The sequence below is a fragment of the Blautia sp. OF03-13 genome, assembly GCF_003460685.1.
Lineage (GTDB): Bacteria > Bacillota > Clostridia > Lachnospirales > Lachnospiraceae > Fusicatenibacter > Fusicatenibacter saccharivorans.
The window spans coordinates 197,449-218,346 of sequence record NZ_QTVR01000001.1; the positions used below are offsets into that span (position 1 = coordinate 197,449).

Here is a 20,898-nt window from a genome sequence, read left to right on the forward strand (position 1 = left end):
TTTTTCATAATGATTCTTTTTAAGATTTTCTTCATCGCCGTCTTTTTCTTGCAGACCACGCTTTGTGGAAACAGAGTGTCACCATCCTGTTCCAGCACAACGAAACAATCCAGATCCGTTGCATAAAATACCTGTTCCAAACCAGCTGATAAAAATTGCTGCAAGGGCAATCCATTCAGCAAGATCTATCACATTCAAACCAGATAGTTACTCACATACACAATACCTCTTTCCAGACTCCCCGGACTTCCGCGGAATGCCCACGCTGCGGCATCACTCGCCAGAAGAACGGCACAGGAAAGCTGCATCAGAAGTATCCGGTATTTTTTCTTTTTCTGATCCATATCCCTGCTCAAAACCATACAGAGGGCCGCAATATTTGTTTTGTCCTTCCTAAAACAGCAAAAGAAAACCCTCTCATACCGCCTTTCTCTGCGTATATGAGAGGGTTCCTGTTCTTACGCCTGTCCCAGTACGTGGTCGGAAATTCTTCCGTAGACGGAGATCAGGTAGAGGCCGCAGATGCCGACAACCGCGTAGATGATGCGGCTCAGCCACGTCATGTTTCCGAAGATCAGGGCGACGAGGTCGAGGCGGAAGAATCCGATCAAGCCCCAGTTGACGGCTCCGATGATTGCAACGGTGAGTGCGGTGTAATCCAGTCCTTTCATGTAAAGAAACCTCCTTTTTCCGGATTTTGTATCGTCTTTTTATCTCTTCCGGTTTCTTTATAAAGAATTTCCCAAAAGGAGGCAGATTATGCATTTTCTTTGATTTTTCGGGCTGAAAAATGGAGACCATTTCCAGGCCTCCATTCGTGCAATTTTGTTTTCTTTATTCAGACAGCAGCTTCTGCAGCAGCTCTCCTGCTGCTGCCGGGTTGGCTTTGCCTTTCATTTCTTTCATGACCTGGCCGACCAGAAATCCGAGGACTTTTGTCTTTCCGGATTTGTACTGCTCTACCGGGCCAGGGTTGTTTTCCAGAACTTTTCTCGCAGTTTCTTCCAGAAGGCCGGTGTCGTTTACGGTTTTCAGTCCGTGCTCCTCGACGTATGCTTCCGGATCGACATCCTCTGCAAAGATCTGCTCAAATACCTCTTTTGCCACCTGGTTGTTGACCGATCCGGCTTCTGCCAGTTCGATCAGGGATGCCAGATGCTTCGGTGAAAACTGCAGATCCTCCGGCTCCTGGCCGTTCTCCTTTAAGAGACGTAAGGTCTCGCCCATCAGCCAGTTTGCCACTTTTTTCGGTTTGCCGCAGAGCGCCGTCGTCTCCTCAAAGAGATCGGACAGCTTCTTGGAACCGGTCAGGATGCCCGCATCGTACTGCGGCAATCCGTACTGCTCCACGTAGCGTGCCTGTTTTTCCGGCTGGAATTCCGGCATGGATTTCACAATGCGGTCGATCCACTCGTCGGAAATGTGCACCGGCGGCAGATCCGGGTCCGGGAAGTAGCGGTAATCCTTCGCATCCTCTTTCGAACGCATCGCGTAGGAATACTCTTTGTTGTCGTCCCAGCGGCGGGTCTCCTGGACAACGGCTTTTCCTTCCTCGATCAGCTCGATCTGTCTTGCACGCTCTCCCTCGATCGCTCTTCCGATTGCCTTAAAGGAGTTCAGGTTCTTCATCTCGGTACGTGTTCCGAATTTCTCACTTCCAACCTCACGGACCGAAAGGTTGACATCGGCACGCATCGAGCCCTCCTGCAGTTTGCAGTCGGATGCGCCGAGATACTGAATCATCATACGCAGTTTTTCCAGATAAGCGATAACCTCTTCCGCAGAGCGCATATCCGGCTCGGATACAATCTCGATCAGCGGAACGCCGCTTCGGTTATAGTCGACGAGCGAGCAATCCTCCCACTCATCGTGGATCAGCTTTCCGGCATCTTCTTCCATATGGATCTCATGAATGCCGATTTTCTTCTTTCCCGCTGCGGTGTCAATCTCGACATATCCATCGTGGCAGATCGGCAGATACAGCTGGGAAATCTGATAGTTCTGCGGGTTGTCCGGGTAGAAATAGTTCTTCCGGTCGAATTTGCAGAGCTGGTTGATTTTGCAGTTTGCAGCCAGTCCGACGCGCAGGGCGTAATCGACAACCTTCTTATTTAATACTGGAAGGGATCCCGGCATACCGGTGCAGACCGGGCAGGTGTGGGTGTTCGGCGCACCGCCGAATGCGGTAGAGCAGCCGCAGAAAATTTTTGTTCTCGTCGCAAGCTCCACATGTACTTCAAGTCCGATGACGGTTTCATACTGTTTTGACATTGTTTTGCTTCCTCCTTACCATTTTTCTGGCTGCCCGAATGCACCGCGTGCCTGCTCATAGGTGTACGCTGCACGGAACAGTTTTTTCTCTGAGAAACAGTCTCCGATAAGCTGCATGCCGATCGGAAGCCCCTTGTCATCCATACCGCACGGAACGGTGATGCCCGGAAGGCCGGCGAGGTTGACGGATACGGTGTAAATATCGCCCAGATACATCTGCAGCGGATCGGAAAGCGATTCCCCGAGACGCGGTGCGGTCGATGGTGCTGCCGGGCTTAAAATCATATCGTATTTTTCAAATGCGCGGTCAAACTCTTTTTTAATCAGGGCTTTCGTGCGCAGTGCTTTCAGATAATACGCATCGTAGTAACCGGAGCTTAAGACGAAGCTTCCCAGCATAATCCGTCGTTTCACCTCTGGACCGAAGCCCTCAGAACGGCTCTTCTTATACATATCGTGGAGTCCTTCGTACTCTTTGGCACGGAAACCGTATTTCACGCCGTCGAAGCGTTCCAGGTTGGAGCTTGCCTCAGCGGATGCAATAACGTAGTAAGCCGGAATGGCATAATCAATGAGGTCGAGCTCGAAATACTCTACTTCTGCTCCGCGTGCCTTCAGGACATCGGCAGCTTTTAAAATGGATTCCTTCACCTGCGGATCCAGGCCTTCGCCGAAGCAGCTGTTCGGAATACCGATTTTCAGATCGGAGACATCTTCTTTTAAAGCGCTCATGAAATCGTAATCGTCGCGTTTCATCGATGTCGCATCTTTTGCATCATACGAAGCGACCGTCTGCAGCAGTGCTGCACAGTCTGTCACATCCTTTGCGACCGGTCCGATCTGGTCAAGGGAGGAACCATAAGCGATCAGTCCGTAACGGGAAACGGTGCCGTACGTCGGTTTCATGCCGGTTACGCCGCAGAAGGAACTCGGCTGACGGATCGATCCGCCGGTATCGGAGCCAAGTGCCATCGGTACTTCTCCTGCTGCAACGGCTGCGCAGGAACCGCCTGAGGAACCACCTGGAACGTGTTCGGTGTTCCATGGATTTTTCGTCACGCCGTACGCGGAAGTCTCTGTCGTACTTCCCATCGCAAACTCATCCATGTTTGTCTTTCCGATGATAACGGCTCCCGCCTCTTCGAGCCGTGTGATAACCTCTGCATCGTACGTCGGAACAAAGTTCTGCAGGATCTTTGACGCACACGTCGTCGCAAGACCTTTCGTACAGATGTTGTCCTTGACCGCAATCGGAACGCCGGCCAGCGGACCGGTGAGCTCTCCTGCGTCAATTTTCTTCTGCACTTCGGCCGCGCGTGCTCTTGCACCCTCTTCATCCACAAGAAGGAATGCGTGAATTGATTCTTCCGATGCTTTGACTGCCGCAAGTGACGCTTCTACAGCGTCCGCTACAGTGATCTTTCCTTCTTTGATTGCGGCAGAAAGCTGTACTGCTGTCATATCTTTGATTTCCATATCAATCTCCTCCTGCTATTCTACCGTTTTCGGAACCTTGTACTGGCCCTCTTTGACTTCCGGTGCATTGGCAAGCATTGCATCGCGGTCGTCGCCATTGGTTACTTCATCCTCGCGGAATACATTTCCCATCTCGAAAATGTGGGTCATCGGCTCGACCTTGCTGGTGTCGAGCTCGTTTAATTTATCTACATAATCCAGCATTTTCTGCATATCCTGCCGTGCGGATTCTTTTTCCTCATCCTTTAATTCCAGCTTTGCCAGGATGCCGACATATTCCATCGTTTCATCTGAAATCACATTTGCCATTTCACTCATTCTCCTTTTTTATTTTCCAGCAGGATCTGCTTACGGCTCCAGTCTTGTAAGATCACGCGGGAACAGCGTTGTCTCGCGGACGTTGTCCTCACCGATCAGCTTCATGGTCAGACGCTCCAGACCGATGCCAAGACCTCCGTGCGGCGGCATACCGTGTTTGAAAGCACTCAAGTACTGCTCCATGCCCTCTTCTGTCATGCCGCGGGCTGCGATCTTTTCAGAAAGCATCTTGTAATCGTGGATACGCTGGCCTCCGGTTGTAATCTCCAGACCGTGGAACAGCAGGTCGAAGCTCTTTGTGTATCTCTTATCCTCCGGGTCGTCCATCGCATAGAACGGTCTCTTTTTCGACGGATATTCGCTGACGAATACAAAGTCTGCGTCGTACTCCTCTTTGAAATACTGGCCGATCAGAAGCTCCTCCTCTGGCTCAAGGTCGAACGGGTTGCGGATCTTTCGGTTGTATTTCTCGGCTACCAGCTCTTTCGCTTTCGTGAACGGTACAGTTGGGATTTCTTCTGTCTTTGGAAGCATAACTTTCAGGATCTCCAGCTCTTTTGCGTAATCCTCTTTAAGAAGCTCCACCATGTACTGTAAAAATCCGGTTTCCATTGCCATGATGTCGGTGTAATCCTCGATGTAGCCCATCTCAAAGTCAAGGCTGGTATACTCGTTCAGATGACGTTTCGTGTTGTGTTTCTCTGCACGGAAAACCGGTCCGACTTCAAAGACACGGTCAAACACGCCGACGAGCATCTGTTTGTAGAACTGCGGGCTCTGTGCCAGGACAGCCGGGCGGTGGAAATATTCCAGCTTGAAGATGTTTGCGCCGCCCTCAGCGCCTTTCGCGCCGATCTTCGGTGTATGGATTTCGGTGAATCCCTGGGAATGAAGAAAATCACGGAACGCCCGTACCACGCCTTCCTGAATACGGAATTTTGCACGCTCTCTGACATTTCGAAGAGCAATCGGCCGCATGTTCAGCATTGCTTCGAGGGAGGTGTTCATTTTCCATTTGTTGACTGCGAGCGGCATTGGCTCGGTCGGCTCGGAAAGAACGGTGATGGTCTGCAGCCTGACTTCGACGCCGCCCGGTGCGCGGTCCTCTTTTTTGACCGTTCCGGTTACGGCAACTGCCGATTCCTCTTTCAGATCTTTCAGCGGGAAGTCAACACTTCCTTCTTCGTACACACACTGAACGAGTCCCTCGCTCTTTCTTAAGATGACAAAGGCAACCTCGCCCATGTCACGGATGATGTGTACGGCTCCTTCGAGTTTTACTTCTGTGCCTTCCGGTGTCTCCAGCAGAGTTTTTACGGAGATGTCTTCTTTTTTCTTTACGCCTGTCATAAATTCCATGTCTTGTTCTCCTCTCTTTCTCGCCTGTCCCGGATTGCTTTTTCAAATAAAAAAGTCCCGGAACAGTTTTTTAACTACTGTTCCGGGACGGGATATTTTATGTTCCCGCGGTACCACCCGCATTGCGTTTTTCTCTCCGGTTTTCCGGGGGAAAACGCCCACTCATTTATACTTAACGCGTATCACGGATCTGCCTACTTGATTTCCTGTTCGGATCTCATGTTCAGCAGACCGGCTCCGGAATGTTCCCCATTGTATGTTTCCTCCATGCTGATGCTCTCAGTCGGTGACATCGGCTTCCTGTCAGATTCCGCATACGGAGTTTCCTTCACTGCCTTTTTCATACTGTGCATTATAGCACAGCAGTTTTGCATTTGTAAACACCTAATTTTTACGGATTTCATATAAATTCTAATACATTTTTCGTGAATTTTATCTATACAAAATTATTTTTTCGCGTGTTTATAAAATTGCGCAGAAATTCTGTTTTATTGGTATTTCGCACACAATTTACAGTTTTTTGATTCTCTCCACTGCCTCTACTGTATTCTCATACGTACCGAATGCAGTCAGACGGAAGTAGCCTTCTCCGCTCGGGCCGAAGCCTGATCCTGGTGTTCCGACTACGTTTGCGTCTGCAAGCAGGTGATCAAAGAACTCCCAGGAAGTCATATTTCCCGGTGTTTTCAGCCAGATATACGGAGCGTTGACGCCGCCGGATACGGTGTAGCCTGCGCCCTTTAATCCGTCGTAGATGACTTTTGCGTTCTTCATGTAGTAAGCAACCTGCTCTTTTAACTGTGCTTTTCCTTCCGGAGAGTAAACAGCCTCGCCGGCTCTCTGGATGATGTACGGAGCTCCGTTGTATTTCGTTCCGTGACGGCGTGCCCACAGGCTGTGCAGAGTCACATCGCCGGATTTGATGTCTTTCGGGATAACGGTGAATCCAAGACGCATACCGGTAAAGCCTGCGTTCTTGGAGAAGCTGCGCATTTCGATGGCACATGTTCTTGCACCCTCGCACTCATAGATGGAATGCGGAATGTCTTTTTCTGAGATATATGCCTCGTATGCAGCATCATACAGGATGATGGCTCCTACTTTATTTGCATAATCAACCCATTTCTGCAGCTCGGCTTTGGAAACCATAGCGCCGGTCGGGTTGTTAGGGAAGCACAGATAAATCAGATCCGGGGTTTCTTTCGGGAGATCCGGGGTGAAGTTGTTTTCTGCAGTACACGGCATGTAAATCACATTCGTGAAACGCTCGGTTGCTGCGTCGTAGTCACCGGCACGGCCTGCCATTACGTTGGAGTCTACATAAACCGGATAAACCGGGTCGCATACAGCGATCTTGTTGTCCAGGCTGAAGATCTCCTGAATGTTGCTGCAGTCGCATTTTGCGCCGTCCGATACAAAAATTTCATCAGATGAGATATCGCATCCTCTGTCCCGATAATCATTTTTTGCGATGGTATCGCGAAGGAAAGCATATCCAAGATCTGGTGCATATCCGTGGAAGGTCTCTGCGTGTCCCATCTCATCCACTGCTCCGTGCAGCTTTTCAATGATCGCCGGTGCGATCGGCTGGGTTACGTCGCCGATTCCAAGACGGATGATTTTCGCGTCCGGATTTGCCTCGGTGTAAGCTGCAACTTTTTTTGCAATGGTGGAAAACAGATAGCTTCCCGGCAATTTCAGATAATTGTCATTGATTTTGAACATTATTATGTCGCTCCTTTTCACTTTTTCTTACTCTGTCAAAAGCGTCAGCACCATCTGTGCCGTTTCAACCAGATTGGTGCCGCTGTCCATGCTGCATTTCTGCATGTAGCGATGGGCCTCCGACTCGGTCATGTGATTTCGTTCGATCAGAAGGCTTTTTGCACGATCGATGATGTGCTGTTCCTCGGCGCTGCGCACCTTGGGCTTTGCACGCTCTTTCTTTCTGCGCCGTGCCGCACTCTGCAGCATCATCTCCAGTGTATTGACCAGCTCGTACACGGAAAGCGGCATCGTAACCGCCATGATTCCGGTTCCCTCCACCGCACTTAATGCGCGGCTCGATGCAATCAGAAGCATCTGGAAGCCGGACGGCATACACTCATTCAGATCCGTAAAAAACATATCCGGAAGCTTGTAGCCGCAGATGACGATACCGCCGTTTAAGTTGTTCATCTCTCCGAGCGCCGCTGCCGCTGTCGAACAGACAGCATCGATTTCATATCCTCTTTTTGCCAGAATATCCCGGATGCGCTTTCCATCTTCTATTTTGGGAAGTACTATCACTATGCTGCTCATGCATTTTCAGGCCCCTTCGTCGTCTAAATACGGTACAGATATTTCTCGGTCTCCCAGTCGGATACCTGGCGGAGATACTCATGCCACTCTTCTTCTTTGGCATTGATATATCCATCCACAAATTCCTGGCCGAGTACCTGACACAGAAAATCGTCTTTCTTTAACTCTGCGACCGCTTCTCCAAGGCTTCCCGGGAGAAGGGTGATCTGCATCGCGTTTCGTTCTTCTTCTGTCAGATCGGAAATATTGCGGTCCACCGGGGACGGCGGAACGATTTTCTGTTTGATACCGTCAAGTCCTGCTGCCATGCAGACAGCAAGTGCCAGGTACGGATTGGCTGCCGAATCCGGGCATCGAAGCTCAATGGCCATGATACCGTCTCCCGTCAGCGGAATGCGGATCAGCGGGCTTCTGTTCTTTGCAGACCATGCCACGTAGATCGGTGCACCGTATCCCGGTGTCAGACGTTTGTAGGAGTTTACAAGCGGATTGGTAATCGCTGCGATTCCGCTGATGTGTTTCATCAGTCCGCCCATAAAGTAATATGCCTCTTTGCTGAGCCCGTATTCATCGGATTTGTCGGCAAACACATCTTTTCCCTCCTGAAACAGGGAGAAGGAAAGATGAAGACCCGATCCGTGAACTCCGGTTTTTGGTTTTGGCATAAAGGTTGCGTGAAGGCCATGACGTTTTGCAATCGTACGGATAGCAAATTTGGCAGTCATCAGCTGATCTGCCGTCCGAAGTGCTGCAGCCGGACAGAAATCCAGTTCGTGCTGGCCTGCCGCTACCTCGTGGAAGGAAGACTCAACGTCGATTCCCATTTCTTCGAGAGTCAGCACCATATCGCGCCGCGCGTTTTCTCCCAGGTCCAGCGGTCCAAGATCCAGATAACCGCCTTTGTCGTGCGTTACACTCGTTGCTCCGCCGTCCTCATCGGTGTGGAACAGGAAAAATTCACACTCCGGTGAGATTTCAAACTCATAGCCCATCGCTTTCGCTTCGGAAATTACCTTCTGAAGGATGGTTCGGGAACTCTTTGCATAAAGATTCCCCTCTCTATCATACACATCACAGATCAATCTTGCAACCTTTCCTTGCTGCGGACGCCACGGAAGTATTGCAAAGGTGTCGAGATCCGGGTGCAGAAACATGTCTGCTTCCTCGATGGTGACAAATCCTTCGAACGAAGAGCCATCGAAAACGCACTGATTATTCAGGGCTTTTTCCAGCTGTCCGGCGGTGATGGCCATATTTTTCATCATTCCAAACATATCGGTAAACTGCAGGCGGATAAATTCAACATCTTCTTCCTCCGCCATCTGAAGGATCGCTTCCTTCGTATACTTTGCCATATCGATTCTCTCCTTTATCAAAGACGATTCTAAACGAAAAGGGTGCTTTCACGCGGCAGGGCAGAAAGACACCTTGCGTAAAAACACCCTTGTTTTGGGCATATTATAGCAGTTTTTCGCGTGTTTTGTCAAGAAAAACTTAGAGATTCGTGTATCCCATCAGGGATTCATCGACTGCCTTTGCTGCCTCGCGTCCCTCGCGGATCGCCCATACGACCAGGGACTGGCCGCGGTGCATATCGCCTGCGGTGAAGACATTTTCTTTTGTTGTCTGGTATTTTCCGTCATCTGTCTTCACGTTGGTGCGCTGGTTGACTTCCACTTTAAATGCATCGGTCACATATTTCTGGGATCCTAAAAAGCCTGCTGCAATAAGAACGAGATCTGCCGGGAGAATCTCTTCGGTTCCCTCAACCGGAACCATCATCATGCGGCCGGATTTCTCATCTTTTTTCGGTGTCAGTTTTACGGTCTTGATCTGGCAGACTTCACCTTTTTTGTTTTTGATAAATTCCGTTACGGTTGTCTGGTAAATCCGCGGATCATGGCCGAATACGGCGATTGCCTCTTCCTGGCCGTAATCCGTCTTGCAGATCTTCGGCCACTCCGGCCACGGATTGTTCTCGGCACGCTGATCCGGTGCTTTCGGCATCATCTCAAGCTGTGTCACAGATTTGGCACCGAGACGGATGGAAGTTCCGACACAGTCATTACCGGTGTCGCCGCCTCCGATGACAACAACGTGTTTGCCCTTGGCATCGATGTAGGCATGATCCTCAAAATTGGAATCCAGAAGACTCTTCGTTACGGAAGTCAGGAAATCGACAGCAAAGTAGATGCCCTTTGCATCTCTTCCCTCTGCCTTGATATCTCTTGGATTTGCCGCACCGCAGCAGAGCAGGACACGGTCAAATTCTTTTAAGAGTTTGTCAGCTTTTACATCTTTTCCGATATCAGCATTCGTCACAAACTCGATGCCCTCGGCCTTCATCAGATCCACACGGCGGTCGATGACGCTCTTATCGAGTTTCATGTTCGGAATACCGTAGCGTAAAAGTCCGCCCACGCGGTCGCGGCGTTCAAAGACCGTAACAGAATGGCCGCGGCGGTTGAGCTGCATCGCTGCTGCAAGGCCGGAAGGACCGCTTCCTACAACGGCAACGCGTTTTCCGGTGCGCACTTTCGGCGGCTGCGGCGTAATCAGGCCGGTTGCCCATGCGTTTTCGATGATCGCGCGTTCATTTTCCTTCGTGCAGACCGGGTCTCCGTTTACGTTGCATGTACAGGCTGCTTCGCAGAGTGCCGGGCAGACACGGGAGGTAAATTCCGGAAAACAGTTTGTCTTGGTGAGGCGGCGGTATGCCTGCTCATAGTTTCCAAGATACACAAGGTCATTCCACTCCGGAACGAGGTTCTGCAGCGGACAGCCGGAGGCCATTCCCGCAATCATGGTTCCCGCCTGGCAGAACGGTACACCGCATGCCATACAGCGGGCAGCCTGCATCTGCTGTTCCTTTTTCGGGAGCTGCAGATGAAATTCCTTAAAGTTTTTGATACGCTCAAGCGGGGCAACGGTGTTTCCCGTCTTGCGCTGATATTCCATAAATCCAGTTGGCTTACCCATAATTCTTCTTCCTCCTACTTACGCATGCTTTCGTAAAATGCTTCAATCTGTGCCTGTTCGCTGCTAAGGCCCTTGTCTTCCATCTGGGCACTCAGCATCATCATGCGCTTATAGTCATTCGGAATGATCTTCTTGAATTTCGGCAGATATTCGTCAAAGTGTGTGAGAATTTCTTTACCTTTTTCAGAGCCGGTGTGTGCGACGTGTTTTTCAATCATGTTTTTCAGCTCTGCAATATCGTATTTGCTTTCTACCAGTTCAATCGAAATCATTTCCTTGTTCAAATTGCGGTACAGGTTGCTCTTTTCATCCAGGACATAAGCGATACCGCCGCTCATGCCGGCTGCAAAGTTCTTTCCGGTTGCGCCGAGGACAACGACACGGCCGCCGGTCATATACTCGCATCCATGCTCACCGACACCCTCGACAACGGCGTAAGCACCGGAGTTTCTGACACAGAAACGCTCTCCTGCGATACCGTTGATGTACGCCTCACCGCTCGTTGCGCCGTAGAGGGCAACGTTTCCGACGATGATGTTTTCTTCCGGTTTATACTTTCTTGCTTTCGGCGGGTAGACAACCAGTTTTCCGCCAGAGAGGCCTTTTCCGAAGTAATCGTTCGAATCGCCCTCAAGTTCCAGGGTCAGTCCTTTTGGAATAAATGCTCCGAAGCTCTGTCCGCCGGCACCCTTGCACTGTACGGTGTACGTATCCGGCTCCAGAGAGGTGCCGAATTTTCTGGTGATCTCGGCACCAAGAATCGTTCCCACGGTACGATCGGTGTTGGTGATCTCGACTTTGACGGTCTTCTTCTCTTTCTTATCCATTGCCGGACCGAATTTCTTTAAGAGTACCTTCTCATCCAGGGTTGCGCCAAGTTTGAAGTCGTAAACATCTTTCGGATCGAACGTTACCTTCTCGCCTGCTTTTGCAAACGGATTGTTCAGGATCTGGCTTAAGTCTACGCGGTCTGCGTGCTCGTTCGTCACTTTATCATTTCTCTTTAAGAGGTCGGAACGGCCGACCATCTCGTCAACGGTGCGGAAGCCAAGTTTTGCCATGTATTCCCGCATCTCTTCTGCGATGAAGTGCATGAAGTTGATGACGTACTCCGGTTTGCCGCGGAAACGTTTGCGCAGCTCCGGGTTCTGGGTTGCAATACCCATCGGGCAGGTATCGAGGTTGCAGACACGCATCATAACGCATCCCATCGTTACAAGCGGTGCGGTCGCAAAACCGAATTCCTCGGCGCCAAGGAGTGCTGCAATCACAACGTCACGGCCGCTCATCAGCTTACCATCGGTCTCGATCATGACACGGTTACGGAGGCCGTTTTTGATCAGCGTCTGATGGGTCTCGGCAAGGCCTAACTCCCATGGAAGTCCTGCATTGTGGATGGAACTTCTCGGTGCTGCTCCCGTTCCTCCATCATATCCGGAAATCAGGATAACCTGTGCTCCGGCTTTTGCAACACCGGCTGCGACAGTACCAACACCTGCTTCGGATACCAGTTTAACGGAGATTCTTGCATTCACATTCGAGTTTTTCAGGTCATAAATCAGCTGTGCAAGGTCCTCGATGGAGTAGATGTCGTGGTGCGGCGGCGGGGAAATCAGGGATACACCCGGTGTGGAGTGACGTGTTTTTGCAATCCACGGGTAAACCTTTCCGGCCGGTAAGTGGCCGCCCTCGCCCGGTTTTGCACCCTGGGCCATCTTGATCTGGATCTCTTTTGCACTGACAAGGTATTTGCTGGTAACGCCGAATCTTCCCGATGCTACCTGTTTGATCGCGGAGCATCTCTCCGGGGATTCGAGACGGTCATCACTCTCACCGCCCTCACCAGTGTGGATTTTCCATGCAGACGGTTCATGGCAATTGCCAGTGTCTCATGTGCCTCCTGGGAAATAGAACCGTAGGACATCGCACCTGTTTTGAATCGTTTTACGATAGAATCTACGCTCTCAACTTCTTCGAGCGGAACGCCCTGCTCCGGATAATCGAAGTCCATCAGGCTCCGCAGATAGCCGCTCTCCTCGCTGTCGACCATTGCTGTGTACTCTTTGAACATCTTGTAGTCGCCGCGTCTTGTGGACTCCTGCAGTGTATGAATGGTGCGCGGATTGTAGCGGTGCTCCTCGCCCTGGCTTCTCGATTTATGACGGCCGATACTGTCCAGTGTCAGATCGGTAGACAGCTCCAGCGGATCGAATGCCTGGGAATGACGCTCATCGACATCTTTTGCAATGTCTTCCAGGGTAATACCGCCGACACGGCTGACCGTACCGGTGAAGTATTTGTCGATGACATCTGCTGAGATACCGATGGCCTCGAAGATCTGGGAACCCTGATACGACTGGATCGTGGAGATACCCATCTTCGCTGCGATTTTTACGATACCAGAGATGACTGCGTGGTTGTAATCTTCAACGGCTGCGTAGTAATCTTTCTTGATCATGCCCTCTTCGATCAGCTCATGGATCGTGTCGAGTGCCAGATACGGGTTGATTGCGCAGGCACCGTAGCCGAGCAGTGTTGCGAAATGGTGCACCTCGCGCGGCTCGCCGGACTCCAGAATAATCGCAAGAGAAGTTCTCTTTTTCGTTTTTACCAGATGCTGATGAACCGCAGATACAGCCAGGAGGGATGGAATCGCCACATGGTTCTCATCGACACCGCGGTCAGAGAGAATCAGGATGTTGGCTCCTGCCCGGTGTGCACGGTCAACCTCGACGAAAAGGCGGTCCATCGCACGGTCAAGCGGTGCGCTCTTGTAGTAGGTGATCGGAACGGTCACTGCCTTGAAGCCTTCGACTTTCATGTTCTTGATCTTCAGCATATCGGTATTGGTCAGGATCGGATTGTTGATCTTTAATACCTGGCAGTTCTTCGGCTCCTCCTCAAGCAGGTTTCCGTCACGTCCGACGTAAACGCTTGTGGAAGTTACGATCTCCTCACGGATGCAGTCGATCGGCGGGTTCGTTACCTGTGCGAAGAGCTGTTTGAAATAGTTGAACAGCGGCTGATGCTCATGGGAGAGAACGGCAAGCGGGGTATCGATACCCATCGAAGCGGTTGCCTCGACACCGTTTAATGCCATCTTTCCGATGGAGGAACGGTACTCCTCGTAGGTGTAGCCGAACGCTTTCTGCAGGCGCATCCGCTCTTCTTTCGTGTACTCTTCGACCGGCAGATTCGGGATTTTGATATCCTTTAACTGTACCAGATAACTGTCGAGCCATTCGCCGTACGGCTGTTTCTTTGCGTAATATTCTTTGACTTCCTCATCGTTTAAGACTTTTCCCTGTACGGTGTTGACGAGAAGCATCTTGCCCGGATGGAGACGCTCTTTTAAGACGATTTTTTCTTCCGGAACTTCCAGAACACCGACCTCAGAGGAGAGGATCAGAAATCCATCGTTAGTGATGTAGTAACGGGAAGGACGAAGACCGTTGCGGTCGAGCACTGCTCCCATCACATCTCCGTCGGAGAACAGGATCGATGCCGGTCCGTCCCACGGCTCCATCATCGTTGCATAATACTGATAGAAATCACGTTTCTCCTGGGAAATCGTATCGTTGTTTGCCCACGGCTCCGGGATCGTGATCATGACAGCCAGCGGAAGATCCATACCGCTCATGGTCAGGAACTCGAGTGTGTTGTCGAGCATTGCAGAGTCAGAACCCTGGGTGTTGACAACCGGCAGAACCTTGTGCAGTTCATCCTGCAGCATCGGGGAGGACATCGTCTCCTCACGGGCCAGCATCTTGTCGGCGTTTCCGCGGATGGTGTTGATCTCGCCGTTGTGTACGATGAAACGGTTCGGATGGGCTCTCTCCCAGCTTGGGTTCGTGTTCGTGCTGAACCGGGAATGCACCATGGCGATTGCAGATTCATAATCGACATCCTGCAGATCGCGGAAGAAGGTGCGGAGCTGTCCTACGAGGAACATACCTTTGTATACGATGGTACGGCTGGAAAGGGATGGCACGTAGGTGTTGTCGTTGCTCTGTTCGAAAACACGGCGTACGACGTACAGACGACGGTCGAAAGCGATTCCCTTTTCCACATCCTCCGGTTTTTTGATGAATGCCTGCATGATGTAAGGCATACACTCTCTTGCCTTATGGCCGAGAACTTCCGGAACGGTCGGCACGGTTCTCCATCCAAGGAGTTCCAGTCCCTCTTTTTCCACGATGATCTCAAACATCTTTTTTGCCTGGTTCCGTTTCAGCTCATTTTGTGGGAAGAAGAATACGCCGACGCCGTATTCCCGTTCTCCGCCTAATGAAAAACCGAGGGTCGAACAGGCTTTGGAAAAGAATTTGTGCGATATCTGCAACAAGATTCCTACTCCGTCTCCTGTTTTACCCTCGGCGTCTTTGCCGGCTCTATGTTCAAGATTTTCTACGATTTTTAATGCGTTTTCTACGGTCGCATGGGATTTTTCACCTTTGATATTCACGACGGCTCCGATACCGCAGTTGTCGTGTTCAAAGGAAGAACGGTACAGCCCTTCTTCTCCCATGACACGCTCTTTGCTCTGTGTCATACGGCTTCCCTTCCTTTACTTTCCTTATTTTCGGTTATCCTTTGTCTTTTCTGAAAAGAATGGAGGGGAATCTTTTGTTCCCCGCCGTTCTTTCTGGATTGCCCTTACTATACTCTATTTTTTTCGTCCTGTAAAGAGCAAATTTAATTTTTATATAATTTTTTATATTTTTTCTTAACTTTCTTAGGTTATTACTGCATTTTACCTAATTTTTCATACCATTTATCGATTATTTTGCCGCATGGTACTCGGCTGCTGCTGCGATCAGGCCGCGGAACAGCGGATGCGGACGGTTTGGACGGGATTTGAACTCCGGATGTGCCTGCGTTGCGATGTAGAACGGATGATCTGAAAGTTCTACCATCTCAACGATTCTTCCGTCCGGAGAAACACCGGAGAGAACCATGCCGTTTTCGGTCAGTGCTTTCCGGAAATCGTTGTTTACTTCATAGCGGTGGCGGTGACGCTCGGAAATCTCTTTCTCACCGTACAGCTCCTGTGCTTTCGATCCGTCTGCCAGGACGCATGGATATGCGCCGAGACGTAACGTACCGCCGATATCCTCGATTCCATCCTGATCCGGCATCAGTGCGATCACCGGGTGCATGGTGTTCGGGTTCATCTCGATGCTGTGTGCGTCGTGGTAACCGAGAACGTTTCTTGCATATTCAACAATCGTCAGCTGCATGCCGAGGCAGAGGCCGAGGAACGGAATCTTGTTCTCTCTTGCATATCGAATCGCTGTGATCATGCCTTCGATACCGCGGTTTCCGAATCCGCCCGGTACCAGAACACCGTCCACATCGCTCAGATACTCTGCCACGTTCTCCTCGGTTACCAGCTCGGAATCCACCCATTTCAGGTGTACGTTTGCATGGCTTGCAATTCCGCCGTGTTTTAATGCCTCAACAACGCTCAGGTATGCATCATGCAGCTGGATATACTTTCCGACGAGCGCAATCGTCACCTCTTTGTTCGGATGGCGGAGTGCTTCTACCATATGGGTCCAGTCGGACAGATCCGGTTCCGGGCATGGAAGGTGAAGGCTCTCGCAGACAACCTGCGCCAGGTTCTCTTTCTCCATGGCAAGCGGAGCTTCATACAGATACTCCACGTCCAGGTTCTGCAGAACATGGCTTGACGGAACGTTGCAGAACAGAGCAATTTTATCTTTGATCTCGGTGGTCAGCGGATGCTCGGACCGACATACGATGACATCCGGCTGAATACCGATTCCCTGCAGCTCTTTTACGCTCGCCTGCGTCGGTTTTGTTTTCATTTCACCGGAAGCTTTCAGATATGGAATCAGGGTAACGTGGATCAGAATGGCGTTCTCGTGTCCGACGTCATGCTGGAACTGGCGGATTGCCTCCAAAAACGGCTGGCTCTCGATATCGCCGACGGTTCCGCCGACCTCAATGATGGCAATACGCTCCTCGTCTACTTCTTTTCCGCGGTAGAAACGGCTCTTGATTTCGTTTGTAATGTGCGGAATGACCTGTACGGTGCCTCCGCCGAAATCACCGTGGCGTTCTTTCTGCAGAACAGACCAGTATACTTTTCCAGTCGTCACGTTGGAATTTTTATCCAGGCTCTCGTCGATGAAACGCTCGTAGTGGCCGAGATCGAGGTCTGTCTCTGTGCCGTCATCGGTAACGAAAACCTCGCCGTGCTGAATCGGGTTCATCGTACCCGGGTCAACGTTGATGTACGGGTCAAATTTCTGCATCGTCACTTTGTATCCTCGGGCTTTTAAAAGCCGTCCAAGGGACGCCGCCGTGATTCCCTTTCCAAGGCCGGAGACTACTCCGCCTGTCACAAAGACATATTTTACTGCCATATTGATTTCCTCCTGCTTTTCTCTTCTGATATTTTCTTTTCCGTCACAAGTTTCTCTAAAAGGAAATGTCGCCTGCCGGCGACATCTCTATGATGAAAGCCAGTTACTCCGCGCCTGCGTCGCTCCCGTAACTGCTGACAACATTCGTAATCCGGGCTATCGCCTACTTACTCATGTCGTCTTGCCCGGCCAATATCTATGAATTCGCTCATGCAAGCATGGCTCATCCATAGCTGCTGTCCGGGGCTTTCATTCAAAATCAAAAACGATTATAACACATCTCGAATTTCCTGCAACTTTTTTTTACTATTTTTTATTATTTTCGACATTTTCCACGAAATCCTAAATTTCTGCACCATATTTTATACATATCACGATTTTCTTGACATCATCCGCAAAAATGAGTATGATAATCAATGTTTTTAAAACATGCAGGTCTACAACTGAAAAAAGGAGAATACCTATGCAGCCATCGTCAAACAATTGTTATGATACCGGTCTCCGGGAGGAATGTGGTGTTTTCGGCATTTACGATCTGGATGGTGCCGACGTCAGTCCTTCGATCTACTATGGCCTTTCCGCCCTGCAGCACAGAGGACAGGAGTCCTGCGGAATTGCCGTCTCTGACACCAGCGGTCCAAAGGGCCATGTGAAATCCTACAAAGGCCTTGGCCTTGTCAACGAAGTTTTCAAAGAATCCAAATTAGAAGAGCTGTCCGGCAATATCGGCATCGGCCATGTCCGGTACTCTACCACCGGTTCCACTACCGTAGAGAATGCACAGCCGCTCGTTCTGAATTATCTGAAAGGCTCCCTCGCCCTTGCGCACAACGGAAATCTGGTCAACGCTATGGAACTGCGCGAGCAGATGGAAAACACCGGCGCAATTTTTCACACTTCGATTGACTCTGAAATCATCGCCTACGGCATTGCGCGGGAACGCGTTCATTCCAAAACGGTAGAAGAAGCGATTCTGCGCACGGTAAAAGAAATCCGCGGCGCCTATGCCCTTGTCATCATGAGCCCGAGAAAACTCATCGGCGTGCGCGACCCATATGGCTTAAAACCGCTCTGCATCGGAAAGCGGGACAACGCCTGGGTTCTCGCCTCAGAAAGCTGCGCCCTCACTTCGATCGGCGCCGAATTCGTCCGCGATGTCGCTCCGGGAGAAATTGTAACGTTTGACAAAACCGGAAATCTGAAATCCGAATTTATGCCGGTTGACGTAAAAAAAGCGCATTGTATTTTTGAATATATTTATTTTGCCCGCCTCGACAGCAAAATAGACAATATCAGTGTCTACGAAGCCAGAATCCGCGGCGGTGCAACGCTTGCAAAGACCTATCCGGTTGACGCAGATCTTGTCTGCGGCGTTCCGGACTCCGGACTTGCCTCCGCAAAAGGCTATTCCGAAGAATCCGGCATTCCGTTCGGTCTTGCCTTCCACAAAAACAGCTATGTCGGCCGTACCTTTATCAAACCGACACAAAAGGAACGGGAATCCAGCGTAAAAATCAAGCTGAGTGTTCTGGAATCCGTCGTAAAAGGAAAACGAATTGTCCTCGTTGACGATTCCATTGTCCGCGGAACAACGATTTCGAATCTGATTACGATGCTACGAAAAGCCGGTGCGACCGAGGTTCATGTCCGTATCAGTTCCCCGCCGTTCCTGTATCCATGCTATTTTGGAACCGATGTGCCTTCCAACAAGCAGTTGATCGCAAGCTCCCATTCCACCGAGGAAATCCGCCAGCAGATCGGAGCGGACTCCCTGGGCTACATGCCGATCGAAGAGCTCCAGAACATGGTCGGTGACCTGCCGATCTGTCGTGCATGCTTCGACAGTCATTATCCGATGGAAGTACCAAAGCAGGATATCAGCGCTCTTCTGGAAAGCTGATTTCGTTTTCTTTCCCCTTACCGTGCAGATCTTGCACCCGGTAGGGGGATTTCTTTTTTGAGCATGCATACTTTTCTGTATGGTTTGCATACAATACCTTCAAAAACAAAGGATCTCTTTATGGATCTTACGGACATCATCTATTCCAACGATTACATCAACATTCTGATTCAGAATTACGTGGCACAGTCCGAGCGGTACCAGATGCTCTTTCCGGAATCCAGTGCCCTTCTTACACTGAATTCGCAGTATTCCGTTCTCTTTCTCGAGCGCAGCCTGCTCCCGGAAAATCTCTTTGGTGAAATTCTTTTTACCGGACTCCCGAAACTTTTCACGCCGCTTTCCACCCTCTCTTTAGAAGTCTCCGGCATTGTACAGACGCAGAATCTCTACGGCGGCGGGTATACCGGCAAAAATGTAATCCTGGGTTTTCTGGACACCGGCATCGATTACCGCCACCCCGCCTTTCTGCGCAGCAACGGCCAGAGCCGGATTCTTTCCATCTGGGATCAGACCGACCGCACAGGCACACCGCCGCAGCAGTTTCCCTATGGCAGTCTCTACGAAAAGTCAGACCTTGACGATGCGCTTCGAAGCAGGGATCCTCTTTCTGTCGTTCCGGTCACGGATCCGGACGGACACGGAACATACGTCGCCGGAGTCGCTGGCGGTACTCCGAATGCGTCCGCCGGCTTTCTCGGTGCTGCACCGGAAGCCGATTTCGCTGTTGTTAAGTTAAAACCGGCGAAACAGAATCTGAAAGACTTTTATCTTGTCTCCACCAATGCTCCCGTCTTTGAAGAAGATGATCTTCTCTCTGCGATGCGTTTTCTAAACGAAGTCGCAGCCAGGGAGGGAAAACCACTGGTCATCTGTCTGGCACTTGGAACAAATCAGGGAAGTCATTCCGGAACCCTTCCCATCGCTCTGACGCTGGCGCGCTACGGAAATACGCCGGGCATTATTCCGGTCTGCGCCACCGGCAACGAGGGAAACGCCGCTCACCATTATTATGGCTCCGTATCCGAAAATGACTCCCCGAAAAATGTAGAGTTTCTCGTTTCCGAAGGCAGCCGCGGTTTTGTCCTGGAGTTCTGGGGACAGGTTCCGCAGCTTTTTTCCGTCGGATTCCGCTCTCCCGGCGGAGAAACGATTCCGCGGATTCCCGTCTCTTTGACTCAGGAACAGAGGATCACCTTTGTTCTGGAACGCACCGTCATCTACGTCAACTACGAAGTCGTTCAGACGACGACCGGCAGCCAGCTCATCCTGATCCGCATGCTGGATCCGACGCCCGGCATCTGGACACTTCAGGTTTACCGCGCCTTTCCTTCCCCTCCCGATTTCCACGTCTGGCTTCCGATTACCGGATTTTCCACTTCCGATGTGATCTTTCTGGAACCCGACCCGTACACGACACTGACGACACCCTCCGCCACCATTCCCGTTCTGTCTCCCTCCACCTATCAGGCATCCAATAACAGTTTTTCACCGGAATCCGGACGCGGCTTTACCCGGCTTGGTGAAATCAAACCCGATTTTGCTTCCCCCGGGATTTCCGTCACCGGACCGGGACCGGCAGGCTCCTACGAAAACCGGAGCGGCGCAAGCGCGTCCGCTGCCATTACATCCGGTGCTGCCGCTCTCTTCCTGCAATGGGGCATTCAACGCACCCCATCCCGCTATTTTACGGCGCAGGAGCTGAAAAACTATCTGATCCGCGGCGCTGGCCGAACTGATACCATTACTTATCCAAGCCGCGAGTGGGGATACGGAAGATTGCAGTTATATCAGAGCTTTCTAAGCCTTATGACAAACTGATTTTCCCGCTCACAGGTTTGCTTCTATGGTATATCCGTTTGTTGATGCAAACTTTTAATGTGCAAGTGCCTTGTTTTTGAT

General features: G+C 50.8%; 14 protein-coding genes and 1 pseudogene. 2 read left to right on the forward strand and 13 right to left on the reverse strand.

Features of this window, described 5'->3' with window-relative positions; all coding sequences use genetic code 11:
• Positions 1-194: 194 nt before the first annotated feature.
• From DXA55_RS16985 to DXA55_RS00950, 13 genes and pseudogenes are all read right to left on the reverse strand, one after another.
• Positions 195-344 carry a hypothetical protein gene (locus DXA55_RS16985; protein ID WP_158565004.1) on the reverse strand — a complete coding sequence of 50 codons (150 nt, stop codon included), beginning with the start codon at positions 342-344 and terminating at the stop codon, positions 195-197.
• Positions 345-458: 114 nt separating this feature from the next.
• A complete protein-coding gene (locus DXA55_RS00900) occupies positions 459-671 on the reverse strand; it encodes a DUF378 domain-containing protein (protein ID WP_055228257.1) in 213 nt (70 codons plus the stop codon).
• Positions 672-834: 163 nt separating this feature from the next.
• Positions 835-2,271 carry an Asp-tRNA(Asn)/Glu-tRNA(Gln) amidotransferase subunit GatB gene (gatB, locus tag DXA55_RS00905; RefSeq protein ID WP_055217758.1) on the reverse strand — a complete coding sequence of 479 codons (1,437 nt, stop codon included), beginning with the start codon at positions 2,269-2,271 and terminating at the stop codon, positions 835-837.
• 15 nt (positions 2,272-2,286) lie between these two features.
• The gene (gene gatA / locus DXA55_RS00910) at positions 2,287-3,747 is read right to left on the reverse strand and encodes an Asp-tRNA(Asn)/Glu-tRNA(Gln) amidotransferase subunit GatA (protein WP_117812813.1); all 1,461 of its coding nucleotides are present in this window, start codon (positions 3,745-3,747) and stop codon (positions 2,287-2,289) included.
• Between the two features lie 15 nt (positions 3,748-3,762).
• A complete protein-coding gene (gene gatC / locus DXA55_RS00915; RefSeq protein WP_022462350.1) occupies positions 3,763-4,056 on the reverse strand; it encodes an Asp-tRNA(Asn)/Glu-tRNA(Gln) amidotransferase subunit GatC in 294 nt (97 codons plus the stop codon).
• A 39-nt stretch (positions 4,057-4,095) separates the two neighbouring features.
• Positions 4,096-5,424, reverse strand: a complete 1,329-nt coding sequence (gene aspS / locus DXA55_RS00920; protein ID WP_117812814.1) for an aspartate--tRNA(Asn) ligase — start codon at positions 5,422-5,424, stop codon at positions 4,096-4,098.
• A gap of 194 nt (positions 5,425-5,618) precedes the next feature.
• Positions 5,619-5,768: a hypothetical protein gene (locus DXA55_RS16990; RefSeq protein WP_158555021.1), complete on the reverse strand. Its 150-nt coding sequence runs from the start codon at positions 5,766-5,768 to the stop codon at positions 5,619-5,621.
• A 166-nt stretch (positions 5,769-5,934) separates the two neighbouring features.
• The gene (locus tag DXA55_RS00925) at positions 5,935-7,149 is read right to left on the reverse strand and encodes an LL-diaminopimelate aminotransferase (RefSeq protein WP_055265995.1); all 1,215 of its coding nucleotides are present in this window, start codon (positions 7,147-7,149) and stop codon (positions 5,935-5,937) included.
• 27 nt (positions 7,150-7,176) lie between these two features.
• Entirely contained in the window at positions 7,177-7,725 is a 549-nt protein-coding gene (locus DXA55_RS00930) for an ANTAR domain-containing response regulator (RefSeq protein ID WP_022462354.1), read from the reverse strand.
• A 23-nt stretch (positions 7,726-7,748) separates the two neighbouring features.
• On the reverse strand, positions 7,749-9,080 hold the full coding sequence (glnA, locus tag DXA55_RS00935; RefSeq protein ID WP_117761554.1) for a type I glutamate--ammonia ligase: 1,332 nt from the start codon (positions 9,078-9,080) through the stop codon (positions 7,749-7,751).
• 139 nt (positions 9,081-9,219) lie between these two features.
• Complete coding sequence (locus DXA55_RS00940) at positions 9,220-10,704, reverse strand: glutamate synthase subunit beta (protein ID WP_022462356.1); 1,485 nt, start codon at positions 10,702-10,704, stop codon at positions 9,220-9,222.
• A gap of 14 nt (positions 10,705-10,718) precedes the next feature.
• Positions 10,719-15,232, reverse strand: a pseudogene (gltB, locus tag DXA55_RS19090) (glutamate synthase large subunit).
• 253 nt (positions 15,233-15,485) lie between these two features.
• A complete protein-coding gene (locus DXA55_RS00950) occupies positions 15,486-17,096 on the reverse strand; it encodes a CTP synthase (protein WP_022462358.1) in 1,611 nt (536 codons plus the stop codon).
• A gap of 463 nt (positions 17,097-17,559) precedes the next feature.
• On the opposite strand from DXA55_RS00950, the gene purF reads away from it, so the two are divergent.
• A complete protein-coding gene (purF, locus tag DXA55_RS00955; RefSeq protein ID WP_055228249.1) occupies positions 17,560-18,996 on the forward strand; it encodes an amidophosphoribosyltransferase in 1,437 nt (478 codons plus the stop codon).
• A gap of 120 nt (positions 18,997-19,116) precedes the next feature.
• The gene (locus tag DXA55_RS00960; RefSeq protein WP_158565005.1) at positions 19,117-20,817 is read left to right on the forward strand and encodes a S8 family peptidase; all 1,701 of its coding nucleotides are present in this window, start codon (positions 19,117-19,119) and stop codon (positions 20,815-20,817) included.
• The last annotated feature ends 81 nt before the right edge of the window (positions 20,818-20,898 follow it).

Bases quoted from the DNA above. Each gene is read 5' to 3' on its own strand.
- DXA55_RS00900 (WP_055228257.1), bottom strand. From the start codon at position 671: ATGAAAGGACTGGATTACACCGCACTCACCGTTGCAATCATCGGAGCC.
- glnA (WP_117761554.1), bottom strand. From the start codon at position 9,080: ATGGCAAAGTATACGAAGGAAGCGATCCTTCAGATGGCGGAGGAAGAA.
- gatA (WP_117812813.1), bottom strand. From the start codon at position 3,747: ATGGAAATCAAAGATATGACAGCAGTACAGCTTTCTGCCGCAATCAAA.
- DXA55_RS00960 (WP_158565005.1), top strand. From the start codon at position 19,117: ATGGATCTTACGGACATCATCTATTCCAACGATTACATCAACATTCTG.
- DXA55_RS00930 (WP_022462354.1), bottom strand. From the start codon at position 7,725: ATGAGCAGCATAGTGATAGTACTTCCCAAAATAGAAGATGGAAAGCGC.
- gatC (WP_022462350.1), bottom strand. From the start codon at position 4,056: ATGGCAAATGTGATTTCAGATGAAACGATGGAATATGTCGGCATCCTG.
- gatB (WP_055217758.1), bottom strand. From the start codon at position 2,271: ATGTCAAAACAGTATGAAACCGTCATCGGACTTGAAGTACATGTGGAG.
- DXA55_RS16985 (WP_158565004.1), bottom strand. From the start codon at position 344: ATGGATCAGAAAAAGAAAAAATACCGGATACTTCTGATGCAGCTTTCC.
- DXA55_RS00925 (WP_055265995.1), bottom strand. From the start codon at position 7,149: ATGTTCAAAATCAATGACAATTATCTGAAATTGCCGGGAAGCTATCTG.
- purF (WP_055228249.1), top strand. From the start codon at position 17,560: ATGCAGCCATCGTCAAACAATTGTTATGATACCGGTCTCCGGGAGGAA.
- DXA55_RS00940 (WP_022462356.1), bottom strand. From the start codon at position 10,704: ATGGGTAAGCCAACTGGATTTATGGAATATCAGCGCAAGACGGGAAAC.
- aspS (WP_117812814.1), bottom strand. From the start codon at position 5,424: ATGGAATTTATGACAGGCGTAAAGAAAAAAGAAGACATCTCCGTAAAA.
- DXA55_RS00950 (WP_022462358.1), bottom strand. From the start codon at position 17,096: ATGGCAGTAAAATATGTCTTTGTGACAGGCGGAGTAGTCTCCGGCCTT.
- DXA55_RS16990 (WP_158555021.1), bottom strand. From the start codon at position 5,768: ATGAAAAAGGCAGTGAAGGAAACTCCGTATGCGGAATCTGACAGGAAG.